Below are 14,045 nucleotides of genomic sequence, written 5' to 3' on the forward strand. Positions count from 1 at the left end.
GATATCGAAAAGTACTGAGGTGTTCGGCTCACGGTTCGTGCGGACCCTCGCGGCAGTGCCGCACCGTGGCACAAGGATCAATTATGCCACATCCCCGACCTTCCGCGCACCGGCGCCGCGCCTCAGGTCGCCGGTGCACGGAACCCGGAGTCAGAGCGACGGCGCGGATGTCACCGAGACAGCCGAGGCGACGGATGCGACGGACGGCGCCGAAGCAACAGGCGGCGCCGGCTGCGGGACCGGGTCGGCTGCGGCCGGTGACGGGGCGGAGACCACGGTCGCAGGCGTCGCGGCACTCGTCGGGGTCGCAATCGTCGCCGCAGGCGCAGCCGGGTCGACGCGATCGACCGTCGGCTTGCCGGTCGACGCGCCGGGTGTCCGATCGGCACTCGCCGGCGCCGTCTCCGACCCGCCGAGCACGCCCCCCGGGACGACCGCGCCCGAGCTCGTGCGCAGGTCCATCGCGTGCGCGGCGACTGCGGCGCTGCTCGCGAACAGCGCCAGCCCGACAGCCCCGGTCGCACCGTAGACGATCCACTTCTTCTGCGTCTTCATGTCCTCGCTCCTTCGATTCGATTGCGCGTATGTCGGGCGACGCGGTTCGGCGTGCCGACAATTCCATGCTTCCGCCGCGGAATAAGCGACGCAGTAGCTCCGCATGAGACCCCTCTCATGCGGGACGTCCGGCCGTGGCGGCGCCCTCGGCTCCGGTGCGCGCGGTGCCCTCGACACGGGCGAGAGCGATGCGCGCCGCCGCGAGCACGGCGCGGACGATCCCGCTCGCGCCACGATCGTGCGCAGCGATCGCGTGTCCGAGCATGTGCACCGCGAAGCAGGCTCTGACCATCGGGTCGTCGCCCCATCGCGCAGCGCCGAGGCGCACGAGCTCCCACACCCCGGGGCGTCGCGCCGGTGGGGTGAGCATCGCGCTCACGGCGGCATGCGCGAGGAACGCACCGGCGTCTTCCGCGGGGTCTCCAGCTCCGAGGCCGTCGACATCGACGACCCCCAGGATTCCGGCTCCGTCCGCCGAGAGGAACAGCTGCCCGAAGTGCAGATCTCCGTGCACGACGCCGACCGGCCGCATCCCCGCCACGCGCTTCGCCTCCGCCACCGCGGCTTCGGCGAGCGCGATGACGGGTGCCGCGGCGGAGACTTCGCTCAGACCGCTCGCGTACCACGGCAGCCGTTCGATCACGCCCTGGGCCGCACCGAGCGCCGGAATCCCGGCGAGATCCGCCCGCAGTTCGTCCACCGCGTCGAGGAGCGCTGCGGGCTCCCACTCCGCCGCGGTCGCGGGGACGCCCCGCGCTTCCTCCATCAGGATCACGCCGTCCGGAGACCACCCGATGAGTTCCGGCACCGGCACACCGCCGTCCGCGCATGCCGTGTGCGCCGCGACGACCCGCTGCACACGGCTGGGTCGCAGCACCTTCACCCAGACATTCCGCTGCGCACCGGGGACCCGCAGCACAGCGCGTCGACCCGGACGGTACGCGGCGATCTCGGGCGCGGAGGCGCCGTCGATCCCGAAGCGCGTCAGCAGCGCCCCGGCGGCGCTGTCGAACGCGACCGGGGCGAGCGCGGGAAGATGCGGATCGGCGGGATGGAGCCAGACCCTGGCGTCGGGCGCGCCGACGTCTCCGAGGACGAGCCCGGTCTCCCGAACAACCGGGAGCCTGGAGGTGTCGACGTAGTAGCGCAGCGGCGCTTCGCCCGCCGATGCGCAGTCGAAGCCCGCGACGCCTCCCCGCCCGAGCGGTTCGCGGGAACGGAGCGCGAGGCTCCCCTCGTCGACCCCGAGCGCCTCGGCGAGCAGACGACGATCGTGCGCGACGTGAGCAGCCTCCATAGGACCATTGGAGCAGATTCGGCCGTCCCGCGGGATGAGACCTCTCTTAGATTGCCGGCAGTCGACGCCAGGGGCGTCGATACTGGGAGCGTGCCTGCAGTCCCTCGAGAGAACCCGCCCCGTCGCCGGTCCTCGCTGTCGGTTCGCACGCGTATCGTCTCGGTCATCACCCTCGTCTCAGCGCTCGGCCTGCTCGCGGTGGGGCTCTCGGTGTACGTCGTGGAGCGTCATCGGATTCTCGATCAGATCGATCAACGACTGCGGGCCAACCTCGAGTCCGCGCGCTATCTCGTCGCCGAGGGGAGCTGGAGCACCTCGTCCGCCGCGCTGGCCGCGGTCGTCGAGCGGATGAGCCCCGACGACAACACCGGCGCCCTGGGCATGACCGACGGGCGGATCACGACCGTGCCGGGAGTCGAACTCGATGTCGATCTGCGCGAGGCGGAGGACTTCGCCGCGCACGTGGAGCGGACGAGGCACGTGGACGGCCCGACGATCGGCACCTTTGCGGAGGACGGCGTCGTCTGGCGGTATCTCGCCGCACCGATCGCGATCGCCGGATCGGAGCCGCCGCGGGTGACGACCTTCGTGATGGTCTATGACGTGGAGGCCGAGCTCGGCGAGATCAACACCGCGGCGCGGATGTTCCTCATCGTCTCGGTGATCGCGCTCGGCGTGATCGCCGGGAGCGGCACGATCGTGGCGACGCGGCTGCTCAGGCCGCTCCGCGTGATGCGCCGTACGGCGGAGCGCGTCTCCGCGCAGTCGCTCGAGGAGCGCCTGCCGATCGTCGGCACCGACGACGTCGCCGAACTCGCCACGACGATGAACGAGATGCTGGACCGGCTCGACGAGGCGCTCGCGTCGCAGCGGAGACTGCTCAGCGACGTGGGACACGAGCTCAACACGCCGCTCACCATCGTGCGCGGCCACATCGAGCTCATGGACCCTGAGGACCCGGAGGACGCGCGCGGCACGCGCGATCTGGCGCTCGATGAGCTGCAGCGCATGTCGCAGCTCGTTCGCGATCTCTCCGACTCGGCCTCCCTGCACGGCCCGAGCCCGGTGCAGCCCGAACCCGTCGACGTCGCCGATCTGCTGCTCCAGATCGGCCGCAAAGCGGCGGCGATCGACGGCGTCCGCCTGCACATGGGAGCCCTCGCCAACGGCGTTGCGCTCCTCGATCCCGCGCGGATCACGCAGGCCATGCTCCAGTTGGTGCAGAACGCCGTCACCCACGGCGGCGGCGAGGTCGAGCTCGGCAGCGCCTTCATCCACGGGCGACTCGAGCTCACGGTGCGCGACCACGGACCGGGCGTCGCCGAGGCGCAGCAGGCCCGCATCTTCGAGCGATTCGCCCGCGGCGCCGGCTCGGAGGACCGCGCCGGCAGCGGCCTGGGGCTCAGCATCGTGCAGGTCATCGCCCGCGCTCATGGCGGTGACGCCGCGGTCTCCGATGCGGCAGGCGGCGGAGCCCGCTTCGTCGTCTCGCTTCCCGTCTCCCCCCGTTCCGAGTGAAGGAGCCCCGTGCCATCGATCCTCATCGCCGACGACGAGCCCCGCATCTCCGGGTTCGTCGAGAAAGGCCTCCGGGCGGCGGGATTCGCCACCCGGGTCGCCGCCGACGGCGCCACCGCGCTCGCACTCGCATTGAGCGACGAGTTCGATCTGCTCGTACTCGATGTCAACATGCCGGAGCTGGACGGCTTCCAGGTGCTCGAGCAGCTGCGGGGCTCGGGATCGAGGCTCCCGGTCATCATGCTCACGGCGCGCACGGGAATCCACGACACCATCACCGGTTTCGATGGCGGCGCGGACGACTACCTCGGAAAGCCGTTTCACTTTGACGAGCTCCTCGCGCGCATTCGCGCGCGCATTCGCGCCGATCCCGCTGCCACGGCACCCGAACTGCGCGCCGGCGCCGTGCGCCTCGACGTGCGCACGCGTCGCGCTCAGATCGGCGACCGCAGCGTCGAGCTCTCCGCGCGGGAGTTCGCGCTCGCCGAGGAGCTCGTGCGCCACGCCGGACAGGTGCTCAGCCGCGAGCAGCTGCTCAGCCGGGTATGGGGCTACGACTTCGACCCGGGGTCGAATGTCGTCGATGTCTACGTCGGCTACCTGCGGCAGAAACTCGGGGCCGGCATCATCGAAACGCTGCGCGGAGTCGGCTATCGGTTGACGGCCTGAGCCGCTTTCGCCGGACCGCACCGACCGCCGCCTGGGCGCCCGCAACCGCGACACCGAACATCGCTGCGACACCGATCGCCGCTGCGACAGCGATCATCGCCGCGCCACCGATCACCGCCGCCGCTCCTCAGCAACGGCGCGCGCCGGCGACAGTGCCGGCCGCGCGCGTTTCTGCGCGGTCCTGCCCGAGCGCGCCCGGATCAGTCCCGCAGGACCGTCACGGAGCCCGCGCCCGGAGCCTCCGGCGCCGCCGGTGCCACGGGCGCACGGTCCTCGCGCAGCGGGCCCGCGACCCGGTAGCGGGCGGTGAGGAACGCGCCGTCGCGCCCCGCGCCCAGGAGCTCGAGATCGAGCCGGCGCGGGAGCAGCGGCCGCCCCGCTCCGAGCGTCACCGGCGCGATGGTCGCGCGGACCTCGTCGAGGAGCCCCGCATCGGCGAACTGCCCCGCGAGGTCGCCGCCGCCGACCACCCAGAGGTCCTTGCCGCCCGCGGCCTCGCGCATCTCGGCGTGGACCTCGGCGATCGGACGCGAGGAGAAACGCACGTCCGGCCGCGGCGCCTCCGCCGAGGGACGGGGAGCCGGGAGCTCGCCGTGGGTCATCACCCAGCTCGGCGGGGCGTACGGCCAGCCGGCCTCGAGGTGCTGCAGCACCCACTCGTAGGTGGTGCGTCCCATGACGAGCGCGCCGACCCCCGCGAAGAACTCGGCGTAGTCGTTGGTCTCGCCCGACGCGCCGCCGCCGGCTTCGCCCTGCGGCTGGCGCAGCAGCCAGTCGAGGGAGTCGTCGGGGTCGGCGAGGAAGCCGTCGAGCGTGGTGGCGGTGTAATAGACGGTGCGGCTCATGGGGCGATGCTAACCCGCACCGCCGACATCCGCTCCGGATCCCCTCCGGGCGGATCCGTCGAGCAGACCCGCCGCCCGGCGTCGGCGGCACCTGGCAGGATCGAGGCATGGACATCCCCGCTTCGACTCCCGCCGCGACCGCCACGCTCGACCGCGCGACGGCGCTGCTCGCCCGGCTCACGGCGCGGCCGGACGCGCAGTTCCACGAGGGGCAGTTCGCAGCGGTGTCGGCGCTCGTCGACGAGGGCCGCCGCGCGCTCGTCGTGCAGCGCACGGGCTGGGGGAAGTCGGCCGTGTACTTCGTCGCCACGGCGCTGCTGCGCGAGCGCGGCGCCGGCCCGACCCTCCTCGTGTCCCCGCTGCTCGCGCTCATGCGAGACCAGGTGGCCGCGGCGGAGCGCGCCGGGATCCGCGCCGCCGCGATCAACTCGGCCACCGCCGACGAGTGGGAGGCGATCTCGGAGCGGCTCGCCGCCGACGAGATCGACGTGCTCCTGGTGTCCCCCGAGCGTTTGAACAATCCGGAGTTCCGGGAGCGCCACCTCCCCGAGCTGCTCCGCCGCATGGGACTGCTCGTCATCGACGAGGCGCACTGCATCTCGGACTGGGGGCACGACTTCCGCCCCGACTACCGCCGCATCGCGGCCCTGCTCGCCGAGCTGCAGCGCGATGTCCCCGTGCTCGCCACCACCGCGACGGCGAATGCGCGGGTGGTCGCCGACGTCGAGGCGCAACTGGGGAGCGACGTGCTCACGCTTCGCGGTTCGCTCGCGCGCGACTCGCTGCGGCTCGGCTGCCTCCGGCTGCCGAGCGCGCGGGACCGCCTCGCGTGGCTCGTCGCGCACCTGCGCGACCTGCCAGGCAGCGGGATCGTGTACGCGCTCACCGTCTCCGCCGCGGAGGACACGGCGCTGCTGCTGCGCGATGCCGGGTACCCGGTCGCCGCCTACACGGGACGCACGGATCCGGAGGAGCGCGAGCGGCTCGAGACCGCGCTCCAGGCCAACGACGTGAAGGCGCTCGTCGCCACGAGCGCGCTCGGCATGGGCTTCGACAAACCGGATCTCGGCTTCGTCGTGAATCTCGGCGCCCCGTCCTCCCCCGTCGCCTACTACCAGCAGGTCGGCCGCGCCGGGCGGGCGCTCGAGCACGCCGGCGGCGGCTCGCAGGCCGAGGTCCTGCTGCTGCCCGGCTCCGAGGACGCCGAGATCTGGCGCTACTTCGCGACGGCGTCGATGCCGGATCCGCAACGCGCCGCCGCGATCATCCGGGCGCTCGACGCCGCCGCGCCCGACCCGCTCTCCTCCCCCGCGCTCGAGGCGATCGTCGACGTGAAGCGGACGCCGCTCGAACTCCTGCTCAAGGTGCTCGACGTGGACGGCGCCGTGCGGCGCGTGCGCGGCGGCTGGGTGTCGACCGGGGAGCCCTGGAGCTACGACGCGGAGCGGTACGCGCGGATCGCCGCCGCGCGCGAGGCCGAGCAGCGGACGATGGTCGCCTACGAGCGCGGCGAGCGATGCCGGATGGCGTTCCTCCAGGCCAGCCTCGACGATCCGAACGCCGAAGACTGCGGCCGCTGCGACGTGTGCGCGGGGCCCTGGTATCCGCTCGACGTCCCCGAGGACGCCGCGCGGAGCGCCGCCGGGCGCCTCGACCGCACCGGCGTGCCGATCGAGCCGCGCGGCATGTGGCCCACGGGCGCGGACCGTCGCGGCCTCCCCGTCCGCGGCCGGATCGCGGTCGCCGAGCGCCCGGAGACCGGGCGCGTCATCGCGCGGCTCACCGATCTCGGCTGGGGCGGGCGGCTGCGCGAACGCTTCGCCCCGGGCGCCCCGGACCGACCGATCGACGCCGGGCTCCTCGACGGGGTGCTCGCGACGCTCCGCGACTGGCCGTGGGACACTCGCCCCGTGGGGGTGGTCGCGATGCCGTCGCTCACCCGCCCGCAGCTCGTGGGCAGTACGGCCGCGGCGATCGCGGAGCGGGGCCGGCTCCCGCTCCTCGGCGCGCTGGAGGTCGATCCCGAGATCCCGGTGACCGGTCCCGGCGGCAACAGCGCCTTCCGCCTCGCCGCCGTGTGGCGGCGCTTCGAGGTGGGGCCCGCCCTCGCGGCAGCGGCGGCGCAGGCGCCCGGCCCGATCCTGCTCGTCGACGATCTCGTGGACAGCCGCTGGACGCTCACGGTCGCGGCGCGGCTGCTGCGCGCCGCGGGAGCGCCGTCGGTCCTCCCCTTCGCGCTCGCGTCCGTCGGCTAGCACCCCGCGCCGGCGCGGCGCGCGCACGGCGCCGCGCGCGCCTCAGTGCTGGCAGCCGGGGCACCAGTAGAGCTTGCGCGCCCCGAACTCCTCCAGCCTGATGTTCGCGCCGCAGCGCTTGCACGGCGTCCCCTCGAGCTTGTAGACCCAGTGGCGTTCGTCGCGCTCGACGAGCGCACGCCGGTAGTCCTCGCCGCTCAGGCCATCGATCGTGATCATCTGCCCGACCGTGATGCCCGTCTCCAGAAGCGCGGCCCAGTCGTCCCACAGGGCCTCGAGCACGGACCGGTCGAGCGTGTTGGCCGGCGTGTGCGGGTCGAGCTCGGCGCGGAAGAGCATCTCCGCCCGGTACACGTTGCCGATGCCGGCGATCACGGACTGGTCCATGAGCACGAGCCCGATGGGCGTCCGCTTCTTCGCCGCGCGCTGCACGAAGCGCTCGCGCTCGGCCGGCGTATTCGCGTTCGCGGGATCGGGTCCGAGCTTCTGCACGACCGCGTCGACCTCAGCGGGGCTGAGCACCTCGCAGGCGGTCGGCCCGCGCAGATCGGCGCACACCGTGTCGGTGAGCAGCCGCACCCGCACCTGCCCGACGGGATCGGGCGGGAACGCGGCGCCGGCGGCGCCGGCGCGATCGGTCTCCGCCATCCGCACGCGGGTCCGTCGCGGCGCCCCGATCGAGGTCACGGAGTCCTCGCCGTCGCGATCGACGACGGCGCCGGCCGCGCGGCGCCCCGGACCCGCGTTCTCCCCCGTCTGACCGAGCTTCGAATGCCCGGGCGTGCGACCGTGGATCTGGATCGAGGGGTCGATCCGCACCTCGCCCGCGAAGTCCCAGGCGCCGTAGATGCCGAGGTGCACGCGCAGCCATCGGTCCTCGGAGAACTCGAGGAACATCTGCTTGCCGACCGCGCGGGCGTCGGTCATCTCGTGGCCGCTCAGGAGCGCCGCGCCCTGGGCGAAGCGCCCCTGCGGGCTCGTCACCTCGGGGCGCGCGCCCACGAAGTTCGCCGCGAACTGGCGGGCGATGCGGTGGACGGAATGGCCTTCGGGCATTACAGGCTGTCGACCTGCTTGCCGGCGATCCGCCCCGTGCGCTCGTACTCGCCGAGCTGGGAGATGCGTCGCACGTGGCGCTCGTCGCCGGGGAACGGGGTCGCGATGAAGCGGTCGATGAAGCGGATCGCGTCCTCGACCGGGTGCTGCCGCGCCCCGATGGAGATCACGTTCGCGTTGTTGTGCTCGCGCGCGAGCTCCGCCGTGGAGTCGTTCCAGACGAGGGCCGCGCGGATGCCGGAGACCTTATTGGCCGCGATCTGCTCGCCGTTGCCCGAGCCGCCGAAGACCACGCCGAGCGCGGGGACCCCGTCGCGCTCGTCGCGCGCGACGCCGAGGGCGGCGTTGATGCAGAACGACGGGTAGTCGTCGAGCGCGTCGTACTCGGCAGGGCCGTGATCGATCACCTCGTGCCCCTGCTCGCGCAGATGCTGCTGCAGCTGCTGGCTGAATTCGAGTCCGGCATGGTCGGTGGCGACGTGGATGCGCATGATGTCGATCCTAGCGATCCGCCGCCTCAGAACTGCGGGCCGGCGGTGCGGCCGCGCTTGAGCTCGTAGAACCCCGGCACGCTGGCGGCCGCGGTGATGCCGTCCCACAGCGTGAGCGCATCGGCGCCGGTCGGCGCGGGGGTCACGACCGGACCGAAGAAGGCGACGCCGTCGACGGAGATGATCGGCACCCCCACGTCGGGGCCCGCGATCTCCAGCGCGTGCCGGGTGTTCTCGCGCAGCTGCGCGTCGTCGGCGTCGTCGGCGGCCGCGCGCACCTCCGCCGGGAGGCCGGGCACGGCGGCGACCGCCTCGTCGATGATCGCGTCGTAGTCTCGCCGGCCGCCCGGGTGGATCCGCTCGCCGAACGCCGTGTAGAGCGCTCCGACCGCGGCCGAGCCGCCCTCCCGCTCGGCGCGGACGGCGATCTGCCCCATCCGCTTGCCCTGCACCTGGGCCTCCGCGTGGTCGCCCGCGTCGACGCCCTCGTTGATGATCGCCAGGCTGATCGGCTTCCAGACCACGTCGAAGCCGCGGACGGAGGAGACCTCGCGGACCCAGCGGCTGGTCATCCAGCACCAGGGGCAGATCGGATCGAAGTAGAACTCGACGACGGGGGCGGAGGGGGCTGCTGTGCTCATGGTCCCAGCCTACCGCCGAGCGCCGAGCGCGAACGGGCGGCGGCGGCGCCCGGGAGCGGTCCGCGGGGTGCCGGGTCCCGAGCCGGAATGGAGCTTGCGGGCATAGGCTAGTCGTGTTCATACGGCGCCCGATCCGGCGCCCCGGAAGTGCCGCGCCGATCGCGCGCACGACACGACATCCACACGAAGGAGCATCCGTGCCCGGAACCAATCTCACCCGCGCCGAGGCCCAGGAGCGCGCCGGCGTCCTGTCCGCCGAGCACTACGACGTCGCGCTCGACCTCACGACCGGCGGCGAGACCTTCGCCGCCGACACGACGGTCCGCTTCACCGCGACCCCGGGTGCCGCGAGCTTCATCGACCTCATCGCCGCCTCCGTCGAGGCGATCGACCTCAACGGCGCGGCGCTCGACCCCGCGGTCGTCTTCGCCGACTCCCGGATCGAGCTGCCCGGGCTGGCCGCCGACAACGTCCTCCGGATCCGCTCCACGCAGCGCTACACGAACACGGGCGAGGGCCTCCACCGTTTCGTCGACCCGGCCGACGGCGAGGTCTACCTCTACTCGCAGTTCGAGGTGCCGGATTCGCGGCGCATGTTCCCCGTCTTCGAGCAGCCCGATCTCAAGGCCACGTTCTCCTTCACGATCACGGCACCGGCGCGCTGGCAGGTCGTGAGCAACCAGCCGACGCCCGAGCCGGTCCCCGCGGGCACCAGGGCGGGCGCGCAGGGCGCGGACTGGGCCGAGCAGGAGATCGCCACCTGGGCCTTCGAGCCGACGCCGGTGATGTCGAGCTACATCACCGCGCTCATCGCCGGCCCGTACCGCGTCGTGCGCTCCGAGCTCACGAGCCGCGACGGGCGCACGATCCCGCTCGGCGTGTTCTGCCGCGAGTCCCTCGGCCAGTACCTCGACGCGGACTACATCTTCGCGAAGACCCGCGAGGGCTTCGCGTTCTTCGAGGAGCAGTTCGACTACCCCTACCCCTTCGACAAGTACGATCAGCTCTTCGTCCCCGAGTACAACATGGGCGCGATGGAGAACATCGGCGCCGTCACGTTCACCGAGGCCTACGTCTTCCGCAGCCAGGTGACGGACGCCATGCGCGAGCGCCGCGTCGTCACCATCCTCCACGAGCTCGCGCACATGTGGTTCGGCGATCTCGTCACCATGCGGTGGTGGAACGACCTGTGGCTCAACGAGTCCTTCGCCGAGTACATGTCGACGCTGGGCGTCGCCGAGGCCACCGAGTGGACCGAGTGCTGGACCACCTTCGTCGCCTCCGAGAAGTCCTGGGCGTACCGGCAGGATCAGCTGCCCTCCACCCATCCGATCGTCGCCCCCATCCGCGACCTCGAGGATGTGCTCGTCAACTTCGACGGCATCACCTACGCGAAGGGGGCCTCCGTCCTCAAGCAGCTCGTGGCCTGGGTCGGGCGCGAGCCGTTCATGCGCGGCGTGCACGAGTACTTCGTGAAGCACCACCACGGCAACACGGAGCTCGGCGACCTGCTCGCCGAGCTCGAGGCCCAGTCGGGCCGCGACCTCGGAGGCTGGTCGAAGCTCTGGCTCGAGACCGCCGGCGTGAACACCCTCCGCCCGGTGTTCGAACTCGACGCGGACGGCGCGTACGCGAGCTTCGCGATCGAGCAGAGCGCCGCGGCCGACCACCCGACGCTCCGCCCGCATCGCATCGCCGTCGGCCTGTACGCCGAGACCGACGGGGGCCTCGAGCGCGTCCATCGCATCGAGCTCGACATCGACGGCGCCCGCACCGAGGTGCCCGAACTCGTGGGCATCGCCCAGCCCGCGCTGCTGCTCGTCAACGACGACGATCTCAGCTACGCGAAGATCCGTCTCGACGAGCGCTCGCTCGAGACGGCGACCGCACGACTCGGCGAGCTCGGCGACTCGCTCGCCCGCGCCCTCGTGTGGGGCACGCTCTGGGACGCGACCCGCGATGCGGAGCTCCCCGCGAGCCGCTTCGTGGACACGGTGCTCGCCCACATCGGGCGGGAGACCGGCTCCACGACGCTGCGCACGCTGCTCGGCCAGCTGCGCCTCGCCGCGGAGAGCTACGTGTCCCCCGCGCGCCGCACCGCCACGATCGAGCGCGTCGCCGACGCGCTCTGGCAGCTGTCCGTCGACGCCGAGCCCGGCTCCGACAACCAGTTCCAGTTCGTGAAGTCGTTCGCCCTGCTGGCCACGACCGCCGAGCAGCTCGACACGGTGGCGGGCCTCTTCGACGGCTCCGTGCCCCTCGACGGGCTCGACATCGACACCGATCTCGGGTGGGAGCTGCTCATCGCGCTCGTCGCGGGCGGTCGCGCCGGTGAGCCGGAGATCGCCGCGCGGCTCGCCGAGGATCGCACCGCGAGCGGCAACCAGTCCGCGGCGCACGCCCGCGCCGCCGCCCCGACGGCCGAGGCGAAGCGGGCCGCGTGGGACCTCGTCTGGGAGTCCGACGAGCAGCCGAACGCGATCGTGCGCGCGACGGGTCTCGGCTTCACCCGCGCGAGCGATCCCGCGATCCTCGAGCCGTTCGTCGAGCGCTTCTTCGCCTCGCTGCTCCCCATCTGGGAGGCCCGCAGCTATCAGATCGTGGAGGAGCTCGTCGAGGGCTTCTACCCGTCCGAGCTCGCCGGCGCGCCGCTCGTCGCAGCCACTCGCGGGTGGCTCGACGCCCACGCCGACGCCCCGGCCGCGCTGCGCCGCATCGTGACCGAGCTCCTCGCGGGCGTCGAGCGCGCACTGCGCGTGCAGGCGGCCGACCGGGAGGCGTGATGTCGGCGGAGGTCGATACGGTCGAGAGCGTCGAGGAGGCGATGGGCGGGGCGTTTACCGCCTTCCTCGACGCCTATCACGTGCCGCTCACGATCCTCGCGATCGTCGTCGTCGCGGTGCTCCTGAACTGGCTGCTGCGGCGCCTGCTCATGCGCACCGTGACGCAGATCGTGCGGGGCGTGAAGCGCGCGCAGGATGTCGACACGACCTCCGAGATGCAGGCGGCGCCCTACGTGAACGCGCGCGCCGTGCAGCGCACGCGCACCCTCGGCACAGTGGGCCGCGCCGTCATCACCTGGACGATCGTCGTGATCGCGCTGATCCTCATCCTGGGGCAGCTCGGCGTGAACCTCGGCGCGGTGCTCACCTCCGCCGGCATCGTCGCCGCGGGCCTCGCCTTCGGCGCGCAGAACATCGTGAAGGACATCCTCAACGGCATCTTCATGGTCTTCGAGGACCAGCTCGGGATCGGTGACGTCGTCACCATCGGCGCCGTGAGCGGCACCGTGGAGGACGTCGGCATCCGCGTCACCCAGGTGCGCGCCCTCGACGGGACCCTCTGGTTCGTGCGCAACGGCGAGATCCTCACGCTCGGCAATGCCTCGCAGGGCTGGGGGCGCGCCGTCATCGATGTGACGGTCGATGCCAGGCAAGATCTCGCGCACGTCTCGGAGGTCACGGTGGATGCGGCCAAGGCGCTCCTCACCTCCGAGCGCTACGCGCGCAAGGTCACGGGGGAGCCCGAGCTCTACGGCCTGGAGAGCGTGTTCGGCGATCGCGCGACGCTCCGGATCGCGGTCCGCACGCGTCCCGAGGCCCAGTGGGAGGTGCAGCGCGGCATCCGCGCCGAACTGCGCCGCCGCTTCGCCGAGGAGGGCATCACGCTCTCCGACGAGCTCCCGAAACCCCCTGGAGGCCCTGTATGAACGCGCACGACGATCCGCGGGCGTCCGACGCCGGAGGGAGCGCCCCCGCGGCGGGCCATCCCGCCGCGAACGGCGCCGCACCGGCCGCTCCCCCCGCCCCGCGGCTGACGCTGCGCTCCGGGGAGGGGGGTGCGGCGGTCACCGATACCGTGTGGGCGCAGGTCGGCGGCACCGAGACCTTCGACCGGCTCGTGCGCGCCTTCTACCGGGAGGTGCGGCAGGATCCGGTGCTCGCGCCCATGTATCCCGATGCCGACTGGGAGGGCGCCATCTGGCGCCTGCGGGCCTTCCTCGAGCAGTACTGGGGTGGACCGACGAGCTACTCCGAGGAGCGCGGCCATCCGCGGTTGCGGATGCGCCACGCGCCGTTCGCGGTCACGCCCGATGCTCGGGATCGCTGGCTCCGGCACATGCACGGCGCCCTCGACGAGGTGGCGCTGCCGCCGATGCACGACGCGGCGTTCCGCGAGTACGTCGAGCGCGCCGCCCTCGCCATGGTCAACCGCTTCGAGTAGCCCGGCCGCACGGCCTCGCGTCGCCTGGGCCGTGCGGCCGCTCAGCGGTACGCCTCGGCATAGGCCTCCCCCGGCGGGATCGGCTGGATGACGTCGAGCAGCACGCCGTCCGGCGCGCCCACGATGAAGTGCCGCTGCCCGAATTCCTCGTCGCGCAGCTGCTGGAGGACCGGCAGATCCTCTCGAGCGCTGAGACGCGCGTGCAGGGCGTCCACGTCATCCACCTCGAGATTGATGAGCACGCCGCGCGGCAGGGCGCCGTACCCCTCGGGGATCGTCGGGTGATCGTGCGCCAGGATCGCGAGCTCGCAGGAGCCGAGCCGGAGGCTCACGTACCAGTCGGAGGCGAACGTCGTCTCGAAGCCGAGCAGCTCGCGGTAGAACGCCGCTGCCGCGCCGACATCGCCGGACATGAGAACGGGGTAGCAGCCGATGGTGGTCATGCGCGCTCCTTTACGTACAATGTGCATGTATCGCGATCCAGCATACATGCG

Annotated in this window: 13 protein-coding genes; 6 read left to right on the forward strand and 7 right to left on the reverse strand. The window is 72.4% G+C overall.

Annotation, left to right across the window (positions count from 1 at the left end; genetic code table 11):
* Nucleotides 1-150: 150 nt before the first annotated feature.
* Both MUN78_RS08385 and MUN78_RS08390 read right to left on the reverse strand, forming a co-directional pair.
* Complete coding sequence (locus MUN78_RS08385) at nucleotides 151-555, reverse strand: hypothetical protein (protein WP_244725742.1); 405 nt, start codon at nucleotides 553-555, stop codon at nucleotides 151-153.
* Nucleotides 556-670: 115 nt separating this feature from the next.
* The gene (locus MUN78_RS08390) at nucleotides 671-1,852 is read right to left on the reverse strand and encodes a phosphotransferase family protein (RefSeq protein ID WP_244725744.1); all 1,182 of its coding nucleotides are present in this window, start codon (nucleotides 1,850-1,852) and stop codon (nucleotides 671-673) included.
* Between the two features lie 90 nt (nucleotides 1,853-1,942).
* Here MUN78_RS08390 and MUN78_RS08395 point away from each other — a divergent pair, with 90 nt between their 5' ends.
* On the forward strand, nucleotides 1,943-3,370 hold the full coding sequence (locus tag MUN78_RS08395) for a sensor histidine kinase (protein WP_244725745.1): 1,428 nt from the start codon (nucleotides 1,943-1,945) through the stop codon (nucleotides 3,368-3,370).
* Nucleotides 3,371-3,379: 9 nt separating this feature from the next.
* On the forward strand, nucleotides 3,380-4,039 hold the full coding sequence (locus tag MUN78_RS08400; protein ID WP_244725747.1) for a response regulator transcription factor: 660 nt from the start codon (nucleotides 3,380-3,382) through the stop codon (nucleotides 4,037-4,039).
* 200 nt (nucleotides 4,040-4,239) lie between these two features.
* Here the strand turns inward: MUN78_RS08400 and MUN78_RS08405 are convergent, their stop codons facing one another.
* Nucleotides 4,240-4,884: a dihydrofolate reductase family protein gene (locus MUN78_RS08405; RefSeq protein WP_244725749.1), complete on the reverse strand. Its 645-nt coding sequence runs from the start codon at nucleotides 4,882-4,884 to the stop codon at nucleotides 4,240-4,242.
* A gap of 107 nt (nucleotides 4,885-4,991) precedes the next feature.
* Here MUN78_RS08405 and MUN78_RS08410 point away from each other — a divergent pair, with 107 nt between their 5' ends.
* On the forward strand, nucleotides 4,992-7,139 hold the full coding sequence (locus MUN78_RS08410) for a RecQ family ATP-dependent DNA helicase (RefSeq protein WP_244725751.1): 2,148 nt from the start codon (nucleotides 4,992-4,994) through the stop codon (nucleotides 7,137-7,139).
* 42 nt (nucleotides 7,140-7,181) lie between these two features.
* Here the strand turns inward: MUN78_RS08410 and MUN78_RS08415 are convergent, their stop codons facing one another.
* The 3 genes from MUN78_RS08415 to MUN78_RS08425 are packed head-to-tail and all read right to left on the reverse strand — an operon-like array spanning nucleotide 7,182 to nucleotide 9,327.
* Entirely contained in the window at nucleotides 7,182-8,195 is a 1,014-nt protein-coding gene (locus MUN78_RS08415; protein WP_244689069.1) for an Fpg/Nei family DNA glycosylase, read from the reverse strand.
* The gene (locus tag MUN78_RS08420) at nucleotides 8,195-8,686 is read right to left on the reverse strand and encodes a ribose-5-phosphate isomerase (protein ID WP_244689071.1); all 492 of its coding nucleotides are present in this window, start codon (nucleotides 8,684-8,686) and stop codon (nucleotides 8,195-8,197) included. Before MUN78_RS08420 ends, MUN78_RS08415 begins: the two co-directional genes overlap by 1 nt.
* Before the next feature lie 26 nt (nucleotides 8,687-8,712).
* Nucleotides 8,713-9,327: a DsbA family protein gene (locus MUN78_RS08425; protein ID WP_244689073.1), complete on the reverse strand. Its 615-nt coding sequence runs from the start codon at nucleotides 9,325-9,327 to the stop codon at nucleotides 8,713-8,715.
* A gap of 197 nt (nucleotides 9,328-9,524) precedes the next feature.
* Here MUN78_RS08425 and pepN point away from each other — a divergent pair, with 197 nt between their 5' ends.
* Genes pepN through MUN78_RS08440 form a run of 3 tightly spaced genes read left to right on the forward strand, consistent with a single transcriptional unit; the run spans nucleotide 9,525 to nucleotide 13,551 of the window.
* Nucleotides 9,525-12,110: an aminopeptidase N gene (gene pepN, locus MUN78_RS08430; RefSeq protein ID WP_244725753.1), complete on the forward strand. Its 2,586-nt coding sequence runs from the start codon at nucleotides 9,525-9,527 to the stop codon at nucleotides 12,108-12,110.
* Nucleotides 12,110-13,036 carry a mechanosensitive ion channel family protein gene (locus tag MUN78_RS08435; RefSeq protein WP_244725755.1) on the forward strand — a complete coding sequence of 309 codons (927 nt, stop codon included), beginning with the start codon at nucleotides 12,110-12,112 and terminating at the stop codon, nucleotides 13,034-13,036. Before pepN ends, MUN78_RS08435 begins: the two co-directional genes overlap by 1 nt.
* Complete coding sequence (locus MUN78_RS08440) at nucleotides 13,033-13,551, forward strand: globin (RefSeq protein WP_429952171.1); 519 nt, start codon at nucleotides 13,033-13,035, stop codon at nucleotides 13,549-13,551. Before MUN78_RS08435 ends, MUN78_RS08440 begins: the two co-directional genes overlap by 4 nt.
* A 41-nt stretch (nucleotides 13,552-13,592) precedes the next feature.
* Here MUN78_RS08440 and MUN78_RS08445 read toward each other — a convergent pair whose 3' ends face one another.
* Complete coding sequence (locus MUN78_RS08445) at nucleotides 13,593-13,994, reverse strand: VOC family protein (protein WP_244689078.1); 402 nt, start codon at nucleotides 13,992-13,994, stop codon at nucleotides 13,593-13,595.
* Nucleotides 13,995-14,045: the final 51 nt, after the last annotated feature.

Source organism: Leucobacter allii (assembly GCF_022919155.1).
Taxonomy (GTDB): Bacteria; Actinomycetota; Actinomycetes; order Actinomycetales; family Microbacteriaceae; genus Leucobacter; species Leucobacter allii.

Coding starts and splice junctions, on each gene's coding strand:
- MUN78_RS08385 (WP_244725742.1), bottom strand. CDS start 555: ATGAAGACGCAGAAGAAGTGGATCGTCTACGGTGCGACCGGGGCTGTC.
- MUN78_RS08390 (WP_244725744.1), bottom strand. CDS start 1,852: ATGGAGGCTGCTCACGTCGCGCACGATCGTCGTCTGCTCGCCGAGGCG.
- MUN78_RS08405 (WP_244725749.1), bottom strand. CDS start 4,884: ATGAGCCGCACCGTCTATTACACCGCCACCACGCTCGACGGCTTCCTC.
- MUN78_RS08410 (WP_244725751.1), top strand. CDS start 4,992: ATGGACATCCCCGCTTCGACTCCCGCCGCGACCGCCACGCTCGACCGC.
- MUN78_RS08415 (WP_244689069.1), bottom strand. CDS start 8,195: ATGCCCGAAGGCCATTCCGTCCACCGCATCGCCCGCCAGTTCGCGGCG.
- MUN78_RS08420 (WP_244689071.1), bottom strand. CDS start 8,686: ATGCGCATCCACGTCGCCACCGACCATGCCGGACTCGAATTCAGCCAG.
- MUN78_RS08425 (WP_244689073.1), bottom strand. CDS start 9,327: ATGAGCACAGCAGCCCCCTCCGCCCCCGTCGTCGAGTTCTACTTCGAT.
- MUN78_RS08435 (WP_244725755.1), top strand. CDS start 12,110: ATGTCGGCGGAGGTCGATACGGTCGAGAGCGTCGAGGAGGCGATGGGC.
- MUN78_RS08440 (WP_429952171.1), top strand. CDS start 13,033: ATGAACGCGCACGACGATCCGCGGGCGTCCGACGCCGGAGGGAGCGCC.
- MUN78_RS08445 (WP_244689078.1), bottom strand. CDS start 13,994: ATGACCACCATCGGCTGCTACCCCGTTCTCATGTCCGGCGATGTCGGC.